The 26271-nt window shown below is 39.9% G+C and carries 21 protein-coding genes and 1 pseudogene; 11 read left to right on the top strand and 11 right to left on the bottom strand.

Annotated elements, in window-relative coordinates; genetic code table 11:
* Positions 1-88: 88 nt before the first annotated feature.
* The 4 genes from CAL6303_RS12350 to CAL6303_RS12335 form a co-directional block, all read right to left on the bottom strand.
* On the bottom strand, positions 89-343 hold the full coding sequence (locus CAL6303_RS12350; protein ID WP_015198155.1) for a hypothetical protein: 255 nt from the start codon (positions 341-343) through the stop codon (positions 89-91).
* A gap of 312 nt (positions 344-655) precedes the next feature.
* Complete coding sequence (locus CAL6303_RS12345; RefSeq protein ID WP_041739491.1) at positions 656-1405, bottom strand: hypothetical protein; 750 nt, start codon at positions 1403-1405, stop codon at positions 656-658.
* 144 nt (positions 1406-1549) lie between these two features.
* Positions 1550-2293 carry a hypothetical protein gene (locus CAL6303_RS12340; protein WP_015198154.1) on the bottom strand — a complete coding sequence of 248 codons (744 nt, stop codon included), beginning with the start codon at positions 2291-2293 and terminating at the stop codon, positions 1550-1552.
* Entirely contained in the window at positions 2284-2793 is a 510-nt protein-coding gene (locus CAL6303_RS12335) for a hypothetical protein (protein WP_015198153.1), read from the bottom strand. Before CAL6303_RS12335 ends, CAL6303_RS12340 begins: the two co-directional genes overlap by 10 nt.
* A gap of 179 nt (positions 2794-2972) precedes the next feature.
* On the opposite strand from CAL6303_RS12335, the gene CAL6303_RS12330 reads away from it, so the two are divergent.
* Together CAL6303_RS12330 and CAL6303_RS12325 are read left to right on the top strand one after the other, a co-directional pair.
* Positions 2973-3425: a hypothetical protein gene (locus tag CAL6303_RS12330; RefSeq protein ID WP_015198152.1), complete on the top strand. Its 453-nt coding sequence runs from the start codon at positions 2973-2975 to the stop codon at positions 3423-3425.
* A 156-nt stretch (positions 3426-3581) separates the two neighbouring features.
* Positions 3582-5238, top strand: a pseudogene (locus CAL6303_RS12325) (ISKra4-like element ISCasp2 family transposase).
* Between the two features lies 1 nt (position 5239).
* On the opposite strand, the gene CAL6303_RS12320 reads toward CAL6303_RS12325, so the two are convergent.
* Both CAL6303_RS12320 and CAL6303_RS12315 read right to left on the bottom strand, forming a co-directional pair.
* Positions 5240-6250, bottom strand: coding sequence for an SWIM zinc finger domain-containing protein (locus CAL6303_RS12320; RefSeq protein ID WP_051036662.1), 1011 nt, complete (start codon positions 6248-6250; stop codon positions 5240-5242).
* Between the two features lie 112 nt (positions 6251-6362).
* Positions 6363-6665, bottom strand: coding sequence for a hypothetical protein (locus tag CAL6303_RS12315; RefSeq protein ID WP_015198151.1), 303 nt, complete (start codon positions 6663-6665; stop codon positions 6363-6365).
* A gap of 187 nt (positions 6666-6852) precedes the next feature.
* On the opposite strand from CAL6303_RS12315, the gene CAL6303_RS12310 reads away from it, so the two are divergent.
* Positions 6853-7257 (top strand): hypothetical protein, encoded by a 405-nt coding sequence (locus CAL6303_RS12310; RefSeq protein ID WP_015198150.1) that lies wholly within the window; start codon positions 6853-6855, stop codon positions 7255-7257.
* 26 nt (positions 7258-7283) lie between these two features.
* On the opposite strand, the gene CAL6303_RS12305 is transcribed toward CAL6303_RS12310, so the two are convergent.
* A complete protein-coding gene (locus CAL6303_RS12305) occupies positions 7284-7538 on the bottom strand; it encodes a hypothetical protein (RefSeq protein WP_015198149.1) in 255 nt (84 codons plus the stop codon).
* 123 nt (positions 7539-7661) lie between these two features.
* On the bottom strand, positions 7662-7910 hold the full coding sequence (locus CAL6303_RS12300) for a hypothetical protein (protein ID WP_041739488.1): 249 nt from the start codon (positions 7908-7910) through the stop codon (positions 7662-7664).
* Between the two features lie 654 nt (positions 7911-8564).
* Between CAL6303_RS12300 and CAL6303_RS12295 the strand changes: the two genes are divergently transcribed.
* Positions 8565-9602 (top strand): S1C family serine protease, encoded by a 1038-nt coding sequence (locus CAL6303_RS12295; RefSeq protein WP_083866370.1) that lies wholly within the window; start codon positions 8565-8567, stop codon positions 9600-9602.
* A gap of 57 nt (positions 9603-9659) precedes the next feature.
* Positions 9660-9821, top strand: coding sequence for a hypothetical protein (locus CAL6303_RS30315; RefSeq protein WP_158333144.1), 162 nt, complete (start codon positions 9660-9662; stop codon positions 9819-9821).
* A gap of 717 nt (positions 9822-10538) precedes the next feature.
* On the opposite strand, the gene CAL6303_RS12285 is transcribed toward CAL6303_RS30315, so the two are convergent.
* Complete coding sequence (locus CAL6303_RS12285) at positions 10539-11219, bottom strand: Mu transposase C-terminal domain-containing protein (protein WP_041739483.1); 681 nt, start codon at positions 11217-11219, stop codon at positions 10539-10541.
* A gap of 222 nt (positions 11220-11441) precedes the next feature.
* On the opposite strand from CAL6303_RS12285, the gene CAL6303_RS12280 reads away from it, so the two are divergent.
* The 6 genes from CAL6303_RS12280 (at position 11442) to CAL6303_RS12255 (ending at position 19870) form a co-directional block, all read left to right on the top strand.
* On the top strand, positions 11442-12023 hold the full coding sequence (locus CAL6303_RS12280) for a hypothetical protein (protein WP_051036658.1): 582 nt from the start codon (positions 11442-11444) through the stop codon (positions 12021-12023).
* 436 nt (positions 12024-12459) lie between these two features.
* The gene (locus CAL6303_RS12275; protein WP_015198147.1) at positions 12460-13044 is read left to right on the top strand and encodes a helix-turn-helix domain-containing protein; all 585 of its coding nucleotides are present in this window, start codon (positions 12460-12462) and stop codon (positions 13042-13044) included.
* Between the two features lie 45 nt (positions 13045-13089).
* Positions 13090-15837, top strand: coding sequence for a peptidase domain-containing ABC transporter (locus CAL6303_RS12270; protein ID WP_015198146.1), 2748 nt, complete (start codon positions 13090-13092; stop codon positions 15835-15837).
* Between the two features lie 122 nt (positions 15838-15959).
* On the top strand, positions 15960-17471 hold the full coding sequence (locus CAL6303_RS12265; RefSeq protein WP_015198145.1) for an HlyD family efflux transporter periplasmic adaptor subunit: 1512 nt from the start codon (positions 15960-15962) through the stop codon (positions 17469-17471).
* Between the two features lie 211 nt (positions 17472-17682).
* The gene (locus tag CAL6303_RS12260) at positions 17683-18420 is read left to right on the top strand and encodes a peptidylprolyl isomerase (protein ID WP_015198144.1); all 738 of its coding nucleotides are present in this window, start codon (positions 17683-17685) and stop codon (positions 18418-18420) included.
* Positions 18421-18646: 226 nt separating this feature from the next.
* A complete protein-coding gene (locus tag CAL6303_RS12255) occupies positions 18647-19870 on the top strand; it encodes an ISAzo13-like element ISCasp1 family transposase (RefSeq protein WP_015197703.1) in 1224 nt (407 codons plus the stop codon).
* A 203-nt stretch (positions 19871-20073) separates the two neighbouring features.
* Here the strand turns inward: CAL6303_RS12255 and CAL6303_RS12250 are convergent, their stop codons facing one another.
* Together CAL6303_RS12250 and CAL6303_RS12245 are read right to left on the bottom strand one after the other, a co-directional pair.
* A complete protein-coding gene (locus CAL6303_RS12250) occupies positions 20074-22341 on the bottom strand; it encodes a caspase family protein (protein WP_015198142.1) in 2268 nt (755 codons plus the stop codon).
* Between the two features lie 112 nt (positions 22342-22453).
* Positions 22454-26269: a CHAT domain-containing tetratricopeptide repeat protein gene (locus CAL6303_RS12245; protein ID WP_015198141.1), complete on the bottom strand. Its 3816-nt coding sequence runs from the start codon at positions 26267-26269 to the stop codon at positions 22454-22456.
* Positions 26270-26271: the final 2 nt, after the last annotated feature.

Raw genomic sequence — 26271 nt, 5'->3', positions numbered from 1 at the left:
CAACCAAGACGGTGACTTCATCTGGTATACCATCAGTTATATCTTCACGGTCTTGTATCTTTTTATCATGGTTTTCTCGCTACATTGATTAGGCGATCGCAACAACTTTTATCCCTTGCTTGGTTGCAACAACTGCTTGGAAAGATGTGTAGTCAAACACCAAAGTATTAACCACTGCATCCACCTCATAGGTTTTTATTATTTCCCCTGTCTGAGCTTCAAGCACTGCCAGAATTTGCCCTACACCACACAATAACCTGTTGTTATCCAACCAAACAATATCACTTTGCCAAGGATTTAATTCATCATGGTCATGGTATAACCGAAAGAATTGACCCCACATTTTCGCCGCATATTGTTCCGATTTTTCCCATTTTTCATTTAGAAACCCCCAAATCCTTACGTAGTCGTAACACACCCTACTTAATATTTATTTAATAAACACCCTCTCAGTTTCTCTCTAAAGGAATTACAGGACAATTTTCAATAACATATTCCCGTATACACTCACCTGGAAAACACGCATCTCAATCACCGCCATTTATGTCTTCACTATCTTGTATCTTTTTATCATGGGTTTTTATTATTTTCCCCATCTAAGCTTAAAATCAATATTAATAATGGTTAAATGGTTGAATTTCCCCAATCTTAACCATTAAAGAGGTATGAATTCAGCATTTTCTAAAGCATTCTTCCAAGCGATGCCAGCAGCTATATGATAATCAGACTCCCTAGAGTGATATTCGTGATAACTGCCATTAAAGACAGTAATTTTGAGGGATGAAAAAGCTTTATTTTGTAGATGAGAATATTTAAGTAACCCATCGATAATTCCTTCGATTGACTCTGGAATATATTCGTCAGGAATAACTGTCTCATTTGGAATTTGCCAAATAATTTTAATCTGATTGTCTTCTAAATTCTGTTCTAATTTGAATACAATATGACCGTGATGGTCGATAGAAGAGCTACCTCTGATAAATTTACCCTCAGCAATTAATGGTTCTTTAATTGAATAACGTTGATACTCATAACCATGCCAGATATCTAATTCAATTACATTCTGAAATATTTCCCAAATATTTACTACCCAATGCCATTTTTCCACATATTTACACATGTCATAAATGTCATGCCAAACAGAGTTACGCACAGATTTATAAATTTTAAGTAATCTATATAATTCACGAATATCCTGTGTATTTGGCTCCTCTTGGGTGATTAATTTTATTAAGCGTTTGGCGACTGTGATAGTCTCCTGGGTAAACGGCTCTTGTGAGTCTTCATATTTTCCTAGTTCTGGTTGCTGATGTAGTGACTCAATTATTTTATGTAGCCAACCAATATCTTTTTGTCTAGCTTCATAGGTATAGTATTTTGCCCAGTATAGCTGTTTGCGGTTCATATAATCAAATGATTTCTAATTATTATTAAATATATTAGACAGCAAAAAATACTATTTTATGACATAAATATAGGTGAATGCACTCGTCAAATAATCTATAATTTTAGTTAATAATTCAGTTTTTTTACATCAAAAATGGTTTTACTATGTCCACCATATCTCATCTAGCAAATCTCGTTTTCTTTCTAAAGGAATTGCGGGACAATTTTCAATAAACTGCTTCAACCTAGCCTCGGACAAACCCATTAAATATCCTTGGAAAAGAAGATATGGACTTTGCTGAGAATTCAAAATTGAGATCGATTTTTCGATTTTGTAAATCTCTTCATTTAAAAAATTGAGATGCATTTGTAACCATTGCTTCGGTGTATAGCGTTCCATCACAACATAGGTCAACAACGGTTGTAAGCAGATTTGAATTTTCACTTCATGTCCTTCTTGTGTCAGAAATAACCCGTAAGTATCTTGTTCTGGAGGATACAACCCAATTCGTAATAGTCCAGAAAGGGCGTTAATTTTCAGGAGATAGGGTAACTCGACCGCATCAGATTGTTTTCCTGTTGACAGAAATTGACTAACGAAATTAGGCGGTGACTGGTGCCATAACTCAGCACAATTATGCTGTATGATTTCATCAATTGTCATCAAGCGGTCGCGCTCGGCACAATCCGCCCAACACCCTCCATTTCCCACCTCTAGCAAAAAAGCAGCATAGGCGAATGGTAGCTGAATTTCCAATGCTTTTAGAATCGCCATTGAGCCAAGCGGTGGATTTAAGTCTATTGCCAAACACATTCCATCTGGATCGAGGTATTTCAAGCGATCCAACGCGAAACGAATCTCCCTAGCAATTTCAATCATTGCAGTTTGATGGGCGGTTAAATGCATAGCTCTAACCCAGAGACTTGCTCCAAAAACATAGTAGCAAAGGATTCACAACGAGGCATGATTTTTGGAAGTTCAACTCGTAGCAGGGAAATGGCAGCATCAACATCCTCACAATCACAGTATAAGTGTTCTAGATGATACCCTAGTACAGCTTCAGGTATTTCCGTACTCCCACAGCAGTTGTGAGCAACCCAAGCGATGAAGGATTTTGTTGCGCGTTCGCAAAGCGACTCCTGCGGAGTATCGCATTCGAGATTCAACAAATAAGCTCGAATAAAAAATTCCTCTGAGTACCCAAGCGCAATTGGAAGCGTTTCAATCAACCCTTGTTTAAGGCACACTTTCGCACCTTTAGTGGCAATTTCTAGTAAATCATTAGCAGGCTTTTCCTGAGCAAGAATCTGAGCATCAGCCCAAGCAATTAGGTTTTGCTCGGACACCAACCCAATACTCCAAAGGGTTAGTGCGATCGCTAAAGGACTTGGATTTTCTAGTGACATACTCCTCACATCTTCAACTCAAAAAAATGGTGAGATTAAATACTCAGCATAAAGCTAAAAGTATTAATTTAGTGTTAAAAGTAAACAAAAATACTGTAGCTATATCGCCCAGATTTTTGATTTTGTTGTATGTATACGTAAAGATACAAGATATTAAGTTAACCTAAATTAGGATTTATATGTTCTCCAAACGAAGATGGCGATTGCTGCTTTTCATATTTCCTTTGGTGGTGGTTGGAATTTATCTGCTGCAACTGGCTCCCCCCGCACCTTGTGGAAGCCTGAAAAAATTTGGCGCGATGGCGGCAGCCACTCCTTTCAGGAGTATCGAGCAAGGAGAACGCTGTATCATCAATCGTAACGTGACCCTGGAAGGCAATCTCAAGCGACTACCCAATCAACTAACCGTCAAAGGCAACTTAACTATTAGCGGCACGTACATTGAAGAACTATCTGGTGCAATGGTGGTTGAAGGAAACCTTTTTTTGTACAAAACTAGCATTGCCAAACTCCCCCCAGATTTGCAGGTTCAAGGAAACTTCGATCAATATAGTGGATTTGGTTCTCCAGGAGTTAAATGTAATGCAATTCCTAAAACTGCTTTGATTAAAGGGCATCGCAACTGTCAGTAATTGCGATCGCAATAGACTACAAATAAAATCTGCTAATTGTATGTCGCCACTCAGCACACTTTGCCAAACTAATTGGGTGCGACTCTTTTAGTAGTACAAGGTATGGTATAAGAGTAATAGGAGACAAGTCAACCAGAGTAATGTTTCAGTGCAAAAATGAAACAGATGCATCCTTGCTTGTCAAAAGATAAAAACGGGAATAAGTACGGACGTATGCAAGCATCTAGATCAAATCCAGGGATGTTTTGGGAAGAAGCACGAGAACTATTTGAAGAAATAGTTGGTTGGCTGGACTCAGATAGTATTTGTGGGTTGGAGCATGGAGAAATAGAAAGTAAGTTGCTTGATAATGGATATGAACTACTTAGAAGGCTGTTACAAGGATACTTTGATAAGCGTAGCCAAGACGAAACGGATTCTGAGTGGGTAGGAAAAGACCAAGCCAAGCGAACGCACAAGAAAAAATTGTCAAGGAAATTAACAACAATATTTGGCACAGTAATCGCAAACCGAATCGGTTACGGAGGTAGAAAGATAAACACCCTATTTCCATTAGATGCAGAGCTAAACCTACCAGCAGAACAATATTCTCACGGATTAAGACAACGAGTAGCAGTGGAAGTAGCTCGTTCAGGATTTAGGGAAACAGTGGATATTATCGAAAAAACAACAGCAGCCAAAATTGGTAAACGGCAAGCAGAAGAACTAGCGTACCAGAGCGCTGTCGATTTTGATGATTTCTACACATATCAACAGGCAGAAGCGGTACAAGTTGAGGAAATAGAAGAAATTGTTGTAATCAGTGCAGATGGGAAAGGTGTGATTGTGAGCCACTCGACACGGGCTGTGCCCAGTGTCGAAGTGGCCGGTGCGTACAGAGGAATTTACGTCCCCAACCCCCAAAACGAGCGCAAGCTTCCAGCAAGAAGTTAGATAAGCGTTTAACCAAAGGAGAAAAGCCAATGCCAAACGAATGGCAACGGTAGCTTCAGTTTACACAATCAACCCGTTTGTTCGTACAGTTGAGCAAATAGTTAACCCATCCGATGAGGATAAGAAAATAAAGCGTCCTAAACCTATTGGAAAAAGGGTTTGGGCTTCTGTTGCCAAGGAACCAGAAGTCGTCATTAAAGAGGCTTTCGATGAGGCATTGCATCGTGATCCAGATCGGCAAAAACGCTTTTGTGCCTTGGTCGATGGTAATAAGCAACAATTATCGTTGATGAAGAAATTTACCAAAAAACATCACCTCGAACTGACTATTGTCCTGGATATTATCCATGTGATTGAGTATTTGTGGAAAGCAGCATTTGTATTTTATTCCAGTACGGATAAACAAGCCGAAGCCTGGGTTACGAAACGTTTGAAGTCTATCCTTGAGGGGAAATCCAGTGATGTTGCTTCTGGGATGCGAACAAGCGCGACAAAACGTAAACTCACACCCCAAGAACGCAAACCTGTGGATAACTGTGCCAGATATTTGCTCAACAACCGCGAATATCTCAAATACCATGATTATTTAAAAGCTGGGTTGCCAATTGCTACCGGAGTTATCGAAGGTGCTTGCCGTCATCTGATTAAAGATCGGATGGATATTACTGGTGCCAGATGGAGTCTAGCTGGTGCCGAGGCTGTTTTACGGCTTCGTTCTTTGTATATTAGCGGGGATTGGCATAAGTATTGGCGCTTCCATTTACACCAAGAGCATAAACGCAATCATCTTGCTCTGTATCAAGGTGCAATTCCCTTGATGAAGCGAGTTGCTAAAGCCCGTTGCCCTATTACCCCTTCACCCCTTCCAATACCTGTCTAAACTACATTTCCTGTCTTACTAAAAGAGCCGCACCCAATTTATTTAGCCCTTTGAATAATTCCATTAATTTACGTTTGCGTCCGTGGATGTTTTCTAATTCTGCACGATAGGCAGACCATTCGGATTGTTTACCCAATTGTACGTAAGCAGCTTTAACTTTTTTCAACCACCGAACCGCATTATCGTAGCGATCGGCTTTTCCCCGATTCATAATATCTTCTGCCAGTTGTCGTGCTTTGGCAATTACCCAATCGGGACGGTGGGGTATGGCTACATCCATAACTCGCTCCAATGATTCCGAGGCATAATAACTATCGCTGCTAATAGTTGCTATAGCCTCATCAATTAGTTCTTCGTGGAGAAAAATATCAACTTTGGCACTCTTTACATACCAGTTTTCCGACTCCCGCAGAATCTCCAGTAAATCTGGTTTGATTTGCAACCAGGCTTCTGCCGCTAAGTTTTCGACTTTTTGATAATCTCGAAACGATGGTTTGGCTTCAAAGGCAACCATACTGGCATTTAGTGCAGTCGATGTATCTCCCATCCCTCCAGCAAAATCACTTGTCCAGGTGGCGAATTCGTAGGTGCAATTTCCAGGTAAATGCAATCCCGATCTTGCAATTCCCAGTGCTTCTGACAAGTATCCATCGTCCCGCAATACCATAGCTAGAGCAAAGGCAGTTTCGGCGTTATCCATCTGGGTTTTTGCCGCAGACATGGCTTCGTCAATTCTTCCTAAAGTTGCTAGTTTGGTTAAATATTGCTGCATCATTCCTTCGGAAAAGGCTAAGTTCAAATACTCAGTGTAGCGATTTTGACGTTCCAGGAAATCCAAGCGTATTGATATTAAATCATCGGCAAAATCTGGACGTGTATTTTCTTGCCAAAGCTTTATGGAAGTATCGCCTACCATGATTTGTTGTAGCGGTTCGTAATTCCAACCCTGTTTTAATGCTTCTAGACTCATACCAAAATCTGCTGCAATCTCATCTTGCCAGGATTCCAACATCACTTTACTGATGCTTGGAGCAAATTACCGCGCTTTGTCACGTCATATACCGCTCCCCGGCGGTAATATTCCTCACCACGACTATAGGATGAAGCGTTCGAGTTATGGCGAATTATGGCTTCCGAGATAGGTAGAGTTGACATTGCACCCAAGAGTTTTTTTTCATGTGCTGCCGCAGGTTCGGTTTTTGCTCACGTAGTAAGAGGAGTTGTTTTTGGTGCTGAGTTTCTGCCCAAGACTGTAAGGCTTGTTGACCAATTTGGCGAACTTCTTCAATCACCTGTTTCTCTGCGAAGTCTGCCAGAGTATTGGTCAAGTCTGTATTTTCTACTAGGGATAATAAAGCTTCAATTTTCGTCCTCAACTGCGGGTAAGCCTGAAGTCGCTTTTCTAGACTATCTGTATTTGTTTTCATCTAATCTGTACCCTTAGTATTAACTACCACACGATTATCATGCAAGTCCCATTCTCTAAAATTATCGCTGAAAACCACCACTTTTAATTACACCCCTTACCAACAGCAAGAAATCGCATTTTAGATTTTCGTCAAATTAGATTTGTGTCGAATTTTGCTATTGCTTAAAAATGGCGATGGATTTGACATGGGGAAAATTCAGTTAAACAAAGAAATTGAAATGCAGTTTCATCTTGAACAACAAACTAACACCAAGAAAATTCCTCGGTGGTTTGCAAAGTTTATATTACGACAAACACAAAACAACCCAAATATTCAACAGATACTTTTCACACTTATCGAACCCATGACACCACAAGAATGGTGCTTAATTTGGATACCAGTTATCCATCCTGGAATCGAATTGCCCTGTGATGGAGAACGAAATCATACGGGGTACATGAAAGCTTGTCTCACGACTTTATCAACATTAACTGGGTATCATGAACGAACGGTGGAAGGATGGTTTTATGGAAAGCCCTATCATTATTCAGTGGAAATTTTACTGCGATGTTTTCATTTGATTTTTACATTGCAGCAATATTTAAACTAATAAACCTATACGAGTATTTATTTTCCTCAATCAGAAAAGTTATCGACTCGAATATCCCTCCAAATATCAGAAATTTGCCACCCTGAGTTTCCGATGGATTGAAATATGGGGTTATCTCGCGCTGGAATATAGTTCGATTCTATATTTTCTATAATTAGGTTTTTTTGCTCCTCCCTCACCTCTGGCATATCCTTAGTATCCGGTTGAATATTTTGTTCTTCATCTTCTATTTTCTTGATTTTAAGGAGAAGTTGCTGTTCCGATTTTTTGATTAGTGTCATAATCTGAATTTTAAAGTAAGAATTGGATTTAACTTGTTGTATATTCGCTAAAACACAGATTTACCATCTTACATTCTAATGATCAAACATTACGCACTTTAAGAAAAGTTAATATTTTTAACCCTAAGTATCAGATAAAGATAACGTCCACCATTCGTTGCGTAAATTCCTTGTTTCTGTGACGCTATCACCTCGCCAATTTAAACATCCTGCCAAATCGGAAAAATCGTAGAGTTTCGTTTGGGGAGTATCTGGAATACTTGGATTCACAACAACAACTACATCAACAGTCCCAGATGATAATTCGGTGGGAATATCAAGGTGTAAATTTCCCAAATCATCGATAACTGCTGCAAGTTTTATAACTTTCATGTTCTCAGATTTTATATCTATAATAGGTGGCAACGACTAAAGACTCGCTGTTTTATAGCCTTATTTAAGGCGTTGAGAAGCACACATTCGAGTCCTCGCTTCGCAAATCGTTTGGTCGTTGAGGTTACTGGGGCTTAGTCAGCATCGTCTGGAAGATTTTAGACAATAAAACATAGAAGTGCCGCTAGTCTCGGTAAATTCCTTAGTAATTTGGCAATGACTGGCAGAAAAGTTTAAAACTTGCGTAAAAAATTCCTCCTCACACCGTAATTTTACTAGAAGGCAATTTTCAGGGGGTTCAAAATGAACTTATTTAACCAGTGGGGACTAAAGGCGATCGCATTGATTGCTTAGAGGACTTTACGGCTAAATTCAGTAAATACCCTAAGTATTTGGCAATGACTGAGAAAAAAGTTTAGAGCTTGCGTAAAAAATTCCTCTTCACACCGTAATCCTACTAGAAGGTAATTTTCAGGGGATTCAACATGAACTTATTTAACCAGTGGGAACTAAAGCCGATCGCACTATCGAGATTAGCTTATTTCAGTATTTTTACAGAGAAAAATCATCATGATATTGTGATTTCAGTCGCAATTATCTGAAAATCTCATTTTTTGACTTCCAATGGGGAATTTACGAACTAAATCTAAAACGATGATAAACAAGCGATTCTCGAAATTAGGAATTTTAACACTATGCACTGTTTTTGCTCTAACGGGTATAAACACCGTCGAGCAACTACTATCCCTGAACGGAAGGGAAGCAGGTCACTATAACCGTGTTTTAGCGCAAACATCTGATGAGCAGCTTAACCGCAGAGTATACCAAAAAGCTAGCCCAGCAGTGGTGACAGTAAAAACAGAAACAGGTCATGGGAGCGGTTTTGTTATTAGTCAGGATGGGTTGATTATTACGAATGCTCATGTAATCAAGCCACCACCACGAAGCGAAGAAGAAGCAAAAACCTATAAACCAGCTGAGTTCCCTCAAGTGGTGACAGTGGTTTTTCCGGATGGGAGAAAATTTAGTGCAGATGTGATGGGTTTTGGTAAGGGTGGTTTAGATTTAGCAGTTCTAAAAATTCATGGACAACAAAATTTGCGTACCCTTGCTTTAGCTGCTCCTGGTAGTGCAAAAGTAGGCGATCGCGTTTTTGCCCTAGGTACTCCTCTGGATGCAAAATTTTCTGATACATTTACCCAAGGTAATATCACCCGCATTGACCCTAGTGATGGAGAAATTCAACATAATGCTGTGATTATGGGGGGTAATTCCGGTGGTCCCCTGCTCAATTCCCAAGGTCAAGTCATTGGTGTGAATACATCGGGGATTGGTGAATTAAATACTGGGATGAATTTTTCTATCCCTGTCTCCCAAGTACAGTCTTTTATCGTTGCAGCGAGAAAAAAAGATGTTTCTCCAGTTTCTACCGTATTTACACGAACTCAAGAACCATCGGTTCGGACAATTACACTCAATGGTCAGGTGGTTAAGGGTAGTTTAGCCAAGGGCGATCGCACTCTCGAAGATGGCAGTTTTGCTGATGTTTACCAATTTCAAGGTAAGAAAGGTCAGCAGGTCGTGATTGAAATGACGAGTCAGAAGATTAACCCGGTTTTAAGTTTATATCAGGTGGTTGAGTCTGCCGAAGGTGAGCAAGTCACCCCAATTGCTAAGAATGACGATAAGTAGTTAAACACAATTAATTACACATTATTAAGGCATGAAACCCTTGTCCAAACTAGATCCTTGTGTGTAAATAATTCTGCGCGATTACTTAAAGGACCAGGTGATTTTAATGCTCAAATTACTGCCACTTTACCAGCAGATGGAGTTTTTCTCATAATGGCTAATTCCCTAGACAGAGGTGAAATTGGAGATTATAGCTTACGGGCAAATGCTCAACCTTAAATGACTAATTTAGGTCATGATTATCGGTCTTTTTTATTACATCATCAATCTTACTTTATTGAAGGATTAAAACTATGCAACGTCAATTATCTTCCATAGCTTTATGTGATTTGAACGATATTTTGTCCAAACGGTCACGATATACTTCAAAAGTACTTAGGACAAGATATGCTTCAAAACTTAAGGGATGAGTTATTTATACAATAATGATAATCATGGTCTGGGGAGAGAGGGGTGAGCAAAGCTCACCCCTCTCTCCTTAAAAGGAAAAATGGAGAGGCAGCCCACAGCTGCCTCTCCCCCCAAGTGGTTGATTATCATTTTCATGCAATTTCTGGCTGGGATTCATTTCCAACAATATCTCGCTTGGGTTTACGTTGTCCGACCCGTGTGCCCGACTTTTTCTCAACTTTGGGCAACGCGGGAGTTGGGGACGGTATGGTATCAGATCTATTATTTTGGTCTTGACCCGAACGAGATGATGCAGGCTCCGTAATTTCTTTATCGGCAGTAGAGGTAGTTTTTTTCCGAGTCTGCTTCTTTTTGCTTGGTGGTTCTATAGGTGTGGGTGTAACGAGAGGTGTTGTAGTTGCATTGTCCGGTGGTGCAGGTTCCTTTGGCTTTTTAGGTTGGCGTTTAGTTTTAGATGGGGATGTCTTACAGCATAGTCCTTAAATTGCGTAAGTTTTTGAGCGTAGATGCTTGCTTGAGTGGGCATTAACAGTATTCCTCTAATATTGGTAGTTGTGTAATGTCCAAAACTGAGGCATTGACTGTTGACGCTTCTGAGGATACTAAAACATCGATAGTTGGCTCTACCGTTCGTGTGTGTGAGAAATCTGGGTTTAATTGCGTTCCAATGTCCGTTGGATGGCAACAGTTTTCAATCACAACTTTATTTTCCAAATCGCGCAATCTCTGCATCAGCAGGGCTTCGTGTTCAATTACCGACGCGATAAAGTCAGCCAAACGTTTCGCATTCAAATTAGTAGAAGTTGCGTTACGTTTGGAATATAGCCTAATTTCCTGTGCGGCTAGCAACACTTCTTTTTCGGTGCGTCCAACAAAAGTACTGTAATACTGAGAAATGCACCTCACCCAACGCTTCTCAACATACGCATAAGCAACTCCCATATCAAAAGGGTCGTAGCGTACTGGTACGTCGGTTTTTTTGACATTTGGATTGCGGAAAGCATCACTCCAATAATAAATATAATTGACTTTAATCCCGTGTCCCGGCTGAACCTTAGCCTTGCCTTTGGGGGTGCTGGGACGTGTTGCCATGAGAAAATCTTCGTTATAAGCAATTCTTCGGTGTAAGCGTTCTCCAGCTAGAACTGAATCCGTGATATTTGTTGCCAGGTTTGATTTGAATCCGAGGTAATCCTCTAAAAACATTAAGTTCTGGGTAAAGACGGGATTCAATTCTGCCGAAGTGCGAACGCAGTATTTTAGACCAAATTTTGATGCGTGTGCTTCTCCGGGTGGGCAGCGCCAACAACCGTTAAGTGTTTTTTGGTAGCGTCCTGGATATTTTTCTGCTAATTTCTCTAATTCACGAACTGTTTTCCACTCTTCCCAACAGGCTCCATCATTCCGTAATACAAAGAAATCCGGAGTATGAAAGTGACCTATATTACGCCCGGTTTTATTTTTGTATTGAAAAATATTTATCTTAAACGCTGGAGCGTTGAGGGTTTATTTCAAGTCGTTAGCGATACTCTTGAATGCGAAATTAAGACTTTAGGTTATCCCAGAGCTGCTTTATTTAGCTTTTGTATGGCACTAGTCGCCTACAATATTTTATCTGTGATTCAAGCAGCATTGCGTAGCGTCCACGGGCAAGGAAAAATTAATGCAGGTGTTTCCAATTATTATTTAGTCGAGGAAATTCAAAGCACCTACACAGGTATGATGATTGCGATTCCCGACGTTGAATGGAAATTTGTAACTCACCTAAGTTTGCCTACTTTTACCGAGTTGCTAAAACAATGGGCTGCGAAAGTTGACCTCAAACGCTTTGCTTCCAGTCCCAAAGCTCAAAAAAAGTCCCAACCAAAAAGAAAAAAAGAACCTAACCGTCCTCATGTCTCTACTGCTCGGCTTCTAGCTGATAAACAACGCCAGAGCAGGCATTCTAGGCTAGAACAACAAACATCGAGCCTGGTTGAAACTCCTCTCCCGCAAGCTTTACAGACGTAAATGTACTATTTTTTAGAGTACACCTTAACAGGGGTATGGCTAAAATGTCCATCAGATTGAAGTAGGAGTAAGTGGGTGGGGTTATTTCTACGCGTCTTCATCTTAAATTGGTATAAGCGATCGCTATAACGAGAAACCATTGTTGTGATATCTACAACAGCATTACTGAGAAATCATCTCAATCGAATCTGGGAGTGCTGTATTTCTGAACATGGCTCAAAGATTATGTATTAAAACTGCATACCCCCCAAGCGGGTCAGAAATATAACTAATTAGAACCTAATATTTAATTCAACTATGGTGCATATATCGATAGTTCGATTGTTTCTGAAAGATGAAATAAAATTTGCCAAGTACGGGTTAGTGCTTGTCCATTCCCTACTTAGTGAACTTTTAAGCAAATCTCGTAATTTCGATCAATGGGAAGTGAATAGCAATGAATATAACTAATAATTCAGCAGGTAAATATTTAACTTCATTCCAACGTAAATTTCTGCAAAAAAAACAGCAGGAAAATTTATCTAACTCCTACCGTCAGCGGATTGAAATTATGTTGCTGGCAGATGAAGGTAAGACCCAAGTAGAAATTTGTCGGATTGTTGGATGTTGTCCGGCAACAGCAAGACATTGGATGCATATTGCTCGTGCGGGAATGGCTCATCAATGGCAAGATTGTCCCCTCGGTCGTCCGAAGGCGATCGATAGTAAATATATAGAGCGGTTGCAGGAATTGCTTGCTATGAGTCCCCGTGATTGCGGTTACGGGTTTAAACGCTGGACGGTAGGTTGGTTGGCAAAGCACCTAGCAAAGGAATTGGGAATTGAGGTTAGCGATCGCCATCTCAAACGAGTTCTCAAGCAAATGGGGTTATCGACTATCTCCAAAGCAAATATCTCTGGTGAATTAGGGATAATTGAAAACATGGAAAAAACCTCAGAAGCAAAAATTTATATTTCTGATCTCCAGGTTGAAAAATTAAGAATTTACCCCGATTTAACTGTGTTAGAAATAGAAAAATAATTTTCCCCAAGTAGTCACGTAAGTATTCAAAATTATATATAATTCATGTCCAAAAATCTAAGCGAAATCCTAAATTCTCTACAATTAAATACCGCACTGGGTTATCCACTCCCAGCAAAAGAATTCCAAGAATGTCTAGATAAAATTCAATATATTTCTCCCAAAGTTGGAAAAATCATTGCTGATACGGATGTTAAATCGGGTATCTATATTATCTTAAGTGGCAAAGTACGACTACTGGATGATACTGGCGAATTAATCGCAACTTTGGAAACGGGAGCGTCATTTGGTGAGTTTAGTTTATTTCCAGAAGTCGATTTCTTCCCATACGTAGCCAGAGCAAGCATTAATTTACATCTAGCTTTTATCGATCGAGTGGTACTGTCAGCCTTGATGACAAAGTATCCGCAAATTCACGACCATTTACGCAGGCAAGCAGACATCACTAATTCTGCATTCGTCCATTTTGATACCACCCAGCCAATTGCCGACCTCTCTTCATGGCAATTCGAGCGACAAGAAGATATTTCTCATGGGAGGGATTTGCCAACTCCAGTTGATGAAAAAACACAGAAAAAAATAGGTAAAGCCTACTTTCCCAACCCCAGTCAAAAAGTGGGACATTTGTGGCAGCATGTCACCAAAAACTATCCATATTTTGCCCAACACAGTAGTACCGATTGTGGTGCGGCTTGTTTGGTGATGGTTTCTAGATATTGGGGAAAACGCTTTAGTATCAACCGTATTCGAGATATTGCCAATGTCGATCGTAATGGTGCATCGTTGCGAGGATTAGTGGTAGCAGCAGAAAGTATCGGATTTAATACTAGACCGGTAAAAGCGAGTTTGGATCGACTGGGGCAGCAAAAATTACCTGCGATCGCCCATTGGGAGGGTAAACACTACGTTGTCGTCTACGAGATTAGCAAAAAATACGTCATCGTGGGAGATCCGGCGATCGGTCAACGTCAGCTTACCCATAGGGAATTTCAAGCTGGTTGGACTGGGTATGCTTTGATATTGGAACCGACGGTTTTATTGAAAGATGCAAAAGAAGCAACAAATCCTTTCTGGCAATTCTTTGATTTACTCCAACCCCACGGGTTGGTAATGCTGGAAATATTTATGGCTTCTTTGTTTATTCAAATATTTGGATTAATTACTCCCTTATTTACCCAATTAATTCTCGATCGGGTCGTCGTTCAGCGTTCGGAATTAACTCTAACCGCTGTTGGGTTAGGATTGCTAATTTTTAATTTATTTCGGGTGGCAATTACTGGTTTGAGGCAATATTTATTAGACCATACAGCAAATAGATTAGACGTAGCTTTAATTGTGGGATTTATTCGCCACACCCTACAATTACCTTTAAGCTTTTTTGAAACCAGATATGTCGGAGATATTATTTCCAGAATTGAGGAAAATCGTAAAATTCGACGATTTTTATCGGGTGAAGCCATATCAATTTTATTAGATTTATTGACGATTTTTATCTACATTGGTTTGATGTTTTGGTATAGCTGGCAGATGGCATTGCTCGCTTTGGTAATTGTGCCACCATTTTTTATACTTGCGTTGATTTCTACGCCATTTTTAAAAAAGGTTTCTAGGGAAATATTTGGTTCCTATAACAAGGAAAATAGTTATTTAATCGAAGCTATTACTGGCATACGAACAGTAAAATCAGCAGCTGTTGAGCAAAGCGTGCGCTGGCATTGGGAGGAGTTATTATATACAGCCGTTAAAACTGATTTTTCAGGGAGATTAATTAACAATCGCTTGCAAATTTGCAGCAACACAATTCAAGCGATCGCCACTACGGCATTATTATGGTTTGGAGCGCATTTAGTAATTCAAAATCAATTATCGATCGGGCAACTTGTAGCTTTTAATATGCTACTTGGTACTATTATTAGTCCTTTTCAACGATTGGCAGTGTTATGGAATCAACTACAGGAAGTAGTAATTGCAATGGAGCGAATCAATGATGTGCTGGATACGGAAGTAGAGGAAGACCTCCAGCAGCAAACACGAAAATATCTATCGAGTCTTCAAGGAGACGTTCGCTTTGAAAACGTCACATTTCGCTACGATATAGAAAGCGATAGTAATGTGATTGAAAATCTCAGCTTTCATATCAAGCCGGGGCAAATGGTGGCATTAGTTGGACGTAGCGGTTCGGGAAAAACGACAATTTCTAAGTTAGCTTTAGGTTTATATATTCCTACCGATGGCAGAGTTTTAATTGATGAATATGATCTTACTAATATTTCTTTGCGTTCCCTACGGCAACAGGTGGGAGTAGTTGATCAGGACACATTTTTATTTGGTAGTACGATTCGCGAAAATATTAATTTGGGAAATCCAGATGCAACTTTTACAGAAATAGTTGAAGCCGCAACTATCGCAGGAGCAGACGAATTTATTCAAAAGTTACCGATGGGTTACGAAACTCAAATTGGTGAAGGTGGAGGGTTATTATCTGGAGGACAAAAACAAAGAATTGCCATTGCCAGGGCATTATTAGGAAATCCTCAACTGCTCATTTTAGATGAAGCAACTTCCCATTTAGATACGGAATCGGAAAGAATTATTCAAAAGAATTTTAGTAAGTTTCTTCAAGGAAGAAGCACTTTAATAATAGCTCACCGTCTTTCTACTGTGAGGAATGCTGATTTAATTTTGGTACTAGATAAGGGGGTACTAATCGAAAGTGGTAATCATGAAGAATTAATGGCGAAACACGGACATTACTTCTATCTGAATCAGCAGCAATTAGACGCTTCAATATGAGCCAATAATGGGATGGAAAATATTATCTATGCGGCAAGTAGTATGTCTGCTTTTGAACGCAGAAATAATTAGATTATCCAATTTGATTTTTTAGTAGTAAAAAATAATGTTAAGGGAAAATTATGTCAGATATATTCAACGATGAGATTAAAAAGACTTTCATCAATAGACCAAATCTAGAAAATGATTCATCTCCAGAAATACATAACTTATCTCCTGATTGGTCGGAACATACTAAAGATCTGCTCGACAGTTTACCCCAAGTTTGGACAAGGGGAATCCTATACTTTTTGATAGCATTTCTTTCAATTTCCTTACCTTGGGCAATGTTATTTAAAGTTGATGAAACTGGTAGTGCCAGAGGTAAAATTGAGCCGAAAGGGAAAACATTTAAATTAGATAGCGCAGTTGCAGGAACCGTGACTGCGATTCCAATTAAAGAAGGGGCTACAGTCAAAGCTGGAGAACCAATATTAATATTAGATACGGAAATAGCTAAGTCCGAATTGCGACAGGCAAAAGAAAGATTGGAAGGACAATTAAACAGGCGATCGCAATTATATATCTTAAAGAATCAATTGGTTATATCCATAGCAACACAAAAGCAACAAAATCAAGCTCAAGCATTAGAAAAACAAGCTCAAATTGACCAAGCACAACAAAATTTTACCACTCTGAAAAATTCCTACGAAATTCAAAAAGAAGAAAAGCAAACCCAGGTAAATCAAGCACGGCAATCGATAGAACAAACAACAACTGCAAGTAAATTACTAGCAACAAGTTTAAAAAGTGCTGAAAGGGAATTAGAACGGTACAGTAAACTTAAACAGGAAGGTGTAATTCCCGAAATTAACGTTGTCGAAAAAGAAGATATTGCTAAAGACAGACAGAGATCATTCGAGCAAAGTAAATCCGATATTAAACAGGCTAATTTACGTTTAGCTGAACAACAAAGTAGCTATCAACGTACAATAAGTCAGGCAAAAGCAGAAATCAAACAATCATATTTGCAGCTAAAAGAACAACAGCAAGGCTATCAAACGTTAATCCATTCTGGGAAACTTGCAGTTTTCAGAAGCGAAGAACAATTGAAGAATCTCGATACGGATATGACTACATTACAGGCAGAAATTGCCCAGTCTAATAGTCAAATAAATAGCCTGTCATTACAGCTACAACAGCGTATCTTAAAAGCCCCAATCGCAGGTAAGGTATTTCAATTACCAATTCAACGTCCTGGTGCAGTAGTACAAGCTGGAACAATGGTTGCAGAAATTGCACCAGAAAACTCGCCTTTAATTATTCGTGCCCAAATACCGACATCTGCAAGTGGTTCTTTACGCAAAGGATTACTAGTAAAAATTAAATTTGATGCCTATCCTTTTCAAGATTATGGAATTCTCGAAGGAGAACTTTTAGAAATTTCTCCAACTACATTAGAAATCGATACAGGAAATGGCAGAACTGCTGCATATGATCTAGAAATTTCTCTAAAAAGTAATTGTATTCAGAATAAGAATCAATGTATACCACTGCGTCCCGGTGATACAGCAACGGCAGAAGTCATCACCCGTCAGCGTCGAATTATCGATTTTATTATCGATCCATTCAAACAATTACGACAGGGAAATTAAATAATTACTAAGTTATTTAAGTTGGTTGGCTCAAATAAAGCTAACTATGTAAAAAATGTCAAATTTCTAAAACCCTTGCAATTCACGAGTCTGAAAGACTCGCTACGCGTTTATTTAATGCTCGTTAGACTATACGCGCAAAATTAATTAATTCATTTTGCCTTATTTCAGTAACATTCAGTTTAACTAACACTTAGTTGAGGAATAAATTATGCTCGAAAAAATTACAGTTAACGCCCAAGATATCTTACATCACATCAAGCAAACTCGCCAAATTCCCGAAATAATCGAAAGGATTGCGGCTCGAAGTATCATCGAACATACCGCAGCAGAAATGTCCATTAAAGTCGAAACAGAGGATCTTCAGAAAGCAGCAGATAATTTCCGATTCAGCAATGAACTAGTTAGTTCTGAAGATACTTGGAGATGGTTGGAAAAATACGCTCTCTCTCTAGATGATTTTGAAGAATTGATTTATATTAAGTTGCTTACGGGTAAATTAGCTTATCATTTATTTGCCGATAAAATCGAACCCTATTTTTTTGAGAATCAACTCAATTATACTGATGCGGTGATATATGAAATTATCTTAGATGATGAAGATTTAGCGATGGAGTTATTCTATGCCATTAACGCTGGTGAAACTAGCTTCTACGATGTCGCTCGTGAATATATTCAAGATACAGAATTGCGTCGCAAATGTGGATATCGAGGTCAAGTAAATCGTCGCGATTTCAAACCAGAGATTTCTGCGGCTGTTTTTGCTGCTAAGTCTCCCCAACTACTCAAACCAATTATTTCATCTAAGGGTGTACATTTAATTATGCTCGAAGCAATTATTCAGCCAGAATTAACCGAAAAATTGCGCGATCGCATTAGTTCGGAATTTTTCGATGATTGGTTAAAACAGCAAATAGAGATAATTGAAATTTGCAAAAACTTAGATTAGCAACAAATTTGATATCCTCAAAATAAAATAGCCAACAATTAACTTAAAAAATTAGGGTTCTTCAGTACTTGTTATGCTAATAATTTAGCATAACAAGTACTGAAGAACCTGTTTTTTAGCCTAAGGAGTTATGTAAAAATAAGTTGCGTAACTTCAAGATAGCAAACAAGTGGTTGCCAATAAATTTTATGCTGGATTATGTCAACAGTAAGACAGTATAAAAATCATGCGCAAACAGGGTGCAGTAATCAATATTAGAGAAAAATACAGAGAAATAAGCCCTTACTTAAATGAACGAACACGTAGGATTTGGGCAGGAACAGAGGCTTTGGGGTTAGGATATGGGGGAATTACAGCAGTATCAGAGGCAACAGGTTTAAGTCAAAATACCATTCGCTCAGGCATAGAAGAATTACTTTTGTCGAGTGAAAATCCGACGCAAACGGCAAGGATACGCAGTCGTGGTGGTGGACGTAAAAAATTGACGATGGCAGATAAAACTTTAAAGCAAGATTTAGACTCTTTGGTAGAACCAACAAGCCGTGGAGACCCAGAATCACCCCTGCGTTGGAGTTGTAAGAGTTTAGCAAAACTAGCTTCAGAGTTAAAAAACATGGGACATAAGGTATGCAGCAAAACTGTTTCAACCTTACTTAAAAGTATGGGCTATAGCTTACAAGGAAATCGCAAAACTCAGGAAGGCAAACATAACCCTGACAGAGACCAGCAATTTGTTCACATTAATAGAACTGTACGACAGTTCCAAAATCAGAAACATCCAGTAATTTCAGTGGACACAAAGAAGAAAGAATTAATCGGTAACTATAAAAATTCTGGCGTGGAGTGGGAACCTTCTTCGTCACCCACTCAAGTCAAAGTTCACGACTTTGTTGACCCGGAGTTAGGCAAAGCAATACCTTACGGCGTATACGATTTACAACATAATCAAGCTTGGGTAAGTGTAGGTATTGACCACGACACAGCATCGTTTGCAGTCGAGACAATACGGAATTGGTGGTTCAATATGGGAAAACCATTATATCCAGATAGTCAGCATCTTCTGATTACAGCCGATTGCGGAGGTAGTAATAGCTACCGTAGCCGCCTCTGGAAACTGAAATTACAAGAGTTTGCGGAGCAAACAGGATTAACTGTTCACGTTTGCCATTTTCCACCTGGAACTAGCAAATGGAATCGAATCGAGCATCGATTATTCTGCCATATTTCTCAAAACTGGCGAGGACGACCCTTGGATAGCTTAATGGTGATTGTAAGCTTGATTGGTAATACAAGTACAAAACATGGCTTAACAGTTCACGCACAAGTAGACCCAAATCAGTATCAAATAGGTATTAAAGTATCCGATGAAGACTTCAATGCTATTGCCATCACAAAAGATACTTTTCATGGTGAATGGAACTATCAAATTAGCCCTAGAAATTCAACGTAGTTTATCAATTTATTTTTACACGACTCCTAAAGGAGTACTTGACTCCAAAATTCAGTTGTATCTAAATAAGTTGTTACGCAGCTAAATCCTATAAGTTAAAGAGTATAACCTTTGTGGTGGGGCAGCTTCGCGCAGAGGAGAAGGGCTTGTTCCCCCTTCGGTGAGGTACCTACAGGCTTCCCGTCTCATTCGCCGTTGCCTCGTTAAACTTTTGCAACAACCTCAAACCCGATTGCTATGGCAGCGAGCTTTTTAACATCCAAACCCCTAACTCCCGTAGCTAGTTGCACTCTTTTGTCGCCCATTCCCCCTCTTGCGATCGCATCCAAATCTACCAACAAACTTTCACTAATATTCAAAAATTCATCATTATTGGTAGGGATTGGTGTTCCCCGTGAAATATTACCTCTGGTGGCAATTTTTTCGATTGCTTTGAGAGTGTTTCGCAGGGGAGATGTACTGGCAATAATTAATGCTTCTTCAACACCAAAGGGTTCGCTAATTTCAAGTTGAAAACTACTATCCTGATCAGGAATTATGCGTTTTGCTTTTGCAGGTAAAATAGCTTCTTCATCCCCAGCAGACCAGTTATTCGGAAATATTATATTCATATTCCCCCCAGCATCAATTACTAAAATGCTGACATAAATAGGTACCAATTCTTGATTCTCAATTGTAAAGGCGATCGAGCTACCTACCGGAATTTTGGGAATCAAATGGTCTTTAACGGTGGGAATAGTTTTTGTGGCACTTCCAGTAGTTCCTCCGTAATTATTATGGTAATTTTGCTTGAGAATTCCGCGAGTTGGTAAAGCCCTAGCAATAATCCGATTCTCTTTCACATTGCCCATGGCAACCGTTACTTTGAGTAGGGATGTATTATTGTTACCGATTATTTCTCTAACAATACGTGTTGCTAGTAGGGATTTAAACTTAGGTTGTAAGCGTTTGATCCCATCCCTAACACTTTCATTTGCCATCCCAAAAGAATCGAGAACAATTCCTTCTAGGGATGGTAAAAATAAGCCCAAACTACCAACAACAGGTAAATTTATCTGCCGATTTTTGAGAAATTTCCGGTACCTTGATTCAGTCATAGAACCGAATATATAGTGGATTTCCTCCTGTCTCAAAGATAGGGGAGTAACTCGATCAATTATTTGTAAAGCCTGCCTAACTCGCTCCAAAGTATTACCATCAAACTCATCATCGAAGCCAATTTTTAATCTTAAATTTTGGGGAATTCCGCGAATCCTTTCTTGCAAAATAGTCCCCGCTTGAATTTGACTATTTCCCCTAGCTGGAGCGATAAATTTCCCCCGTCCCACCAAACCGTCGCGAGATTCTAACTTCACAATTCCCGTTTCGCGATCGCCATTCGTTACCGTTACCAAAATCGCTTCTCGATCGAAAGCTTCGAGGGTACGGGTATCGATTCCCCCCAGCCACAATTCAACTATATCTCCACGTACTTTAGTAACTACGGCTTCAGCAGCAGATGTATTAAAGGAAGTAAAAAAAATAGGTGGATTGGAACTGGCTCGATTATTGATATTAACTTGAGGATTTTGAATATAGCCATGGATATTTGCTAAATTACTGGTGCTGCGACCCACATCTCCAATAATTCGATCTACCGATAAATTAGAGGTTTGCTGCCATAAATATTGAGTTAGAGAATAGGTGAATGCCCCCGCATGATAACCATTTAAAGGTACATCGGTTGCTAATTGTTCGCTCCTTGCTGATGCAATTGCCACACCTTTAGCAATATTTTGACGGCGTAATTTAATAAACTCCTGGGGCGATAAATTCAATCGTTTTAACCATTGTTTTTGATAGCTCAACTCATCGGCAGAAGGCTGGTATTTTTTTCCACCATTGCGCGATCGCACCGTCAAATTACCCCGCTTGGCACCCCCAGAATAGCAACTATCCAAAACAACAGTCACATTATCCGTTTTTAACGCATACATGAGTAAAAACAGGGTGTGCCCCATAATGTCCTGCACCACACCACCACCAGCCTTATAACCCGAATCGATCGGCACTAAAGTACTATTCAATCCATCTGGTTCGTCTTTGTCTGGATCTTCAATACGGGAACCATGCCCCGAAAAATGAAACACCACCGTATCCCCCGGTTTGGCTCTGTCGATTAGGTGCTGCTCAAATGCCGTAAGAATACTCCGTCGGGTTGCATCTCCATCCAGGAGGATTTTTATATCTTGGGGGTTGAAACCAAAGCGGTGTATCAATAAATGTTTTTGAAGTAAGACATCATTAACGCAGCCCCTGAGCGGTTCGGAGTTAGTATATTTATTAATACCAACCAATAGGGCTAATTTTCTTCCCGTATTTTGTGCCATAACTTGGGCAAATTCATTACCCTGTTGGATAATATCTAGCTGGGTCAAACCTACAGTTGCCAGGGTAGAGCCAGCGATGTGGAGGAAGTTACGGCGTTTCATAAGTCTTGTTTCTCGGTTCTTGAAATTTAAGTTGAGGTTCTGGGTTGTTTGAGTTTAATGAGTGGAACATGGGTATGTTCCCCCCTGCTTCAAAAACGAATTTATTACTTATTCAACTCCATTCCCCCTGTAGGGTAAAAGCAGCCCAGTAGTGGGGACTGCGCCATTCGGAACCCTGCCACAGCTGTCGTTGGGCTGCTCTTAGCGCTTGGGCAGGAGTCAGGTTATTCGACAACATTTGTCGGTAAAATTCCTGCATCAACACCGATGTTCCCTCATCGTTGACCTTCCACAACGACAGTGCCACCCGTTCGGCACCTGCATACATTAACCCCCGTGTCAACCCAACTAAACCTTCACCGCTGACGTTTTTGCCGAGTCCAGTTTCGCAGGCACTCAACACGATTAACTCGGCAGGGTAATCCCGCTCAAATAAATCAGCCAGTCGTAAATAACCGGGTATTTGTTTACCGCTGCTATCTAGCAGTGACAGCACAATTCCCGATAACTCCGGTTGGTCGGGATTGACGAAACCGTGGGTAGCAAAGTGGAGAATTTGGTATTGGCTGAGGTCTTTACTTGTAGCCCAGTTGTAGTTAGCTTCAAAATTAAACGCTTGCAAACTCAATGTTGGAGGAAACAGCTTTAATATTCCCCGTGCTTCCGTGGCTGTGTTGGGTAATCTGCTCCAACCTGTACGCTTGAGACTTTGGGCAGAACGATCGAGGGCAGAGCGTTCGAGTTCGAGTTCTCCTAAAAGCGATCGCGGTTTTCCAGTAACTCGTTCGTCGTCGTTGGTATATACAGGGTCAGCCAGAATCGCGATTTTTTTGGGTGCGGGTTGGCGGTTGGCAGTTTTTTCCCGTTGAATTGCAATCGTTGATGCGGAAGGTAGATTAACTATTTCGTAGTTCAGGAATAGGGGTTGGTAGTTGGTGTTGGTTTTTCCTGGGCTTGGGGAATTGGGTTTGATGTTAACTCCACGTCGATCTGTTTGTCGATTGGTTGGAATATTTTGCATATTTCCCGAACCCTTATTCCCGTTGAGGTCGTGTAAGGCAGCGAAGGGAATTTGTTGGAGTACACCATCCGCAACTACAACTAAGCGCTTCCCTGCCAATTGATTGGCTAATTTATCTTTGATGGGTGCGAGGATAAGTTGACTGAGTTGTTGAGCAGACTCGATCGCCACATTGGTCGTTGCAGCATCTCCTAGGGCGGTGTGATATCGATTGGCGATTTTGGTGATTTCTGCTTCCTTGGGTAATTCGTAGCTAGTTAGGGATGTGGGAGTGACTAACCACAAAAAACTGCGGTTTTGACCAAGGGAATATTGAAGTAATACGGTATCTTTGTCGAGTTGTTGTTGAATTTGCCCTAAAGTTAGCGGTTGGGGGTTGGTGATCTTATCCCGTTCCGGATTGCGATCGCGGATCTGGGCTTTGAGGGCTTTTTGTTGGTTGATAATATTTTGAATTTCCGCTTCCGTTTGCTCAATTGTTTCCCGCGATACCTGTGGCTGGTTAACTAATTGAGCCAGATTTTTTTCCTGGGCTTGGCGTTTGGTTTGTAATTCCTGTTCTCGCTCGATGAGTTGGGGGTCAATGTTTTTACTGAGTTTGGCGTTAGCTTGGGCAAGGAGTTCGACTAAACCACGGGCACGGGAACGTTCGCTGGTATTCAGCGCCAGGGCATTGTAACCCTTGGATGGGTCTTGTTTGTGGAGTTCCATCAATAGGTCGATGTAGAACTTGTAATAACCTTGGACTGTGGCAAAGTAGGTAGTTTTTAAGTCTTGGTCGGTGTAGGTTCCCCGCAATTCTTCGATGATTTGAATGGCATTTTCGATATGTTGACGCGCTGCTTGCAGATTTCCCTGTTTGCGTTCTAGTTCAGCAAAATTCCATAAAGTACGAGCCTCATTAACCTTGTTTCCCACCACACGATCCAAAGATAAAGCTTGTTTTAAGAATTCGATGGCTTTTTGTTTTTCTCCTAAATCTGAGTAAACTGCACCAATATTATTGAGGGTTGTAGCTTCCACATTTCTGTCACCCAATGCACGCAATAAAAGCAAAGCTTGGTTGAAGTATTCGAGGGCTTTTTTATTTTCCCCTAAAGCCAAGTGGACTGTAGCAATATTATTGAGAGTGCGAGCTTCCCCCCCTTTGTCATCCAATGCACGACGTAAAGATAGAGCTTGATTCCGCAATTTGAGGGATTCTTGTTTGTTTCCAAAATCTAAATAAATTCCCCCAATATTATCGAGAGTTCTGGCTTCTCCCTCTTTGTCACCCACTGCACGATGTAAAGATAAAGCTTGGTTGTAAAACTCAAGAGCTTTTTTCTTTTCTCCTAAATCCGAGTAGAGTTTACCTAAGTTATTGATGCTTGTAGCTTCCCCTTCTTTATAACCTACTACACGATATAAAGATAAAGCTTGGTTCACATGTTCGAGGGCTTTTTGCTTTTCTCCCAAATCCGAGTAGACTGCACCAATATTATTGAGAGTTATAGCTTCTACACGTCTTTCACCTACTGCACGCAATAATGGCAAAGCTCGATTGTAAAATTCAAGAGCTTTTTTATTTTCCCCCAAATCCGAGTAGATCATACCAATATTATTGAGGGTTGTAGCTTCACCACTTCTATTCCCCAATGTGTGAGACAAAGTTAAAGCTTGGTTGTAGTACTCGAGGGCTTTTTTCTTTTCTCCTAAATCCGAGTAGATTCCACCAATATTATTGAGGGTTGTGGCTTCACCATCTTTGTTAGCTACTGCACGGAATAAAGCTAAAGCTTGGTTGTAGTATTCGAGGGCTTTTTTCTTTTCTCCCAAATCCGAGTGGACTGCACCAATATTATTATTTGCGATTGCTTCCATACGTTTATTGCCCACTAAACGCAACAAAGATAAAACTTGGTTAAGGTTTTCGAGAGCTTTTTGCTTCTCTCCTAGATTCGAGTAGATATTAGCGATATTATTAAGGACTGTAGCTTCTCTACCTTTATCGTTCAAGGCGCGAAATAAAGGCAAAGCTTGGTTATAAAATTCGAGAGCTTTTTTATTTTCTCCTAAATCCGAATAGACTTTACCAATATTATTAAGGATGGCTGTTTCCTCACCCTTATCCCCCGCTCCACGCGATAAAGATAAGGCTTGGTTAAGGTTTTCAAGAGCTTTTTGTTTTTCCCCTAGAGCATCATAAAGCAAACCAATACTATTGAGGATTTTAGCTTCCTCACCCCTATTACTCAATGCACGCCACAAAGATAAAGTTTGGTTGTAATATTCAAGAGCTTTTTTCTTTTCTCCTAAATCCGAATAAATATTACCAATATAAATGAGGGTTTTAGCCTCTTCACTTTTGTCACCCAATGTTTGCAATAAAGGTAAAGCTTGACTGTAAAATTCAAGAGCTTTTTGCTTTTCACCCAAGTTAAAATAGTTACGACCAATATAATTGAGGGTTTGAGCTTCTTCTTTCTTATAGCCTAGCTCGCGCCATAAAACTAAAGCTTGTTTATAATATTCGAGAGATTTTTGCTGTTCATTTAAGCTCAAGTTGATTTGACCGGCAAGCAAAAGCGTAACTGCGTGCATGGGTTTATTGCCCAATTTTTCCCATAAAATTAACGCTGCTTCAAATTTCTTCCTCGCTACAACTAAAGACTCTGGGGTATCTTTTTTTAATAATTGCAATCCTTCTTGAGTTAACTTCTCTGCTTCCTTATCTGCTTCAGATCGAGTTGGATTTGGTTGATTAGTAGTTGTTGGTTGCTGGGAAATTTGCAACTGGTTTATATTCACTCCCGCACCAACTGATTCAGAAAGTAAAACCAGGCTGAATATACTAATGCAACCACAATAGATCAACCTTGGTAGGGTATCGAATATACTTTTACGACTAGCTGGGGATTGTGACATTT

This window comes from Calothrix sp. PCC 6303 (genome assembly GCF_000317435.1).
Lineage (GTDB): Bacteria > Cyanobacteriota > Cyanobacteriia > Cyanobacteriales > Nostocaceae > PCC-6303.
The sequence above is the reverse complement of the archived record's forward strand: the minus strand, read 5'-3'. Positions and strand labels throughout refer to the sequence as shown.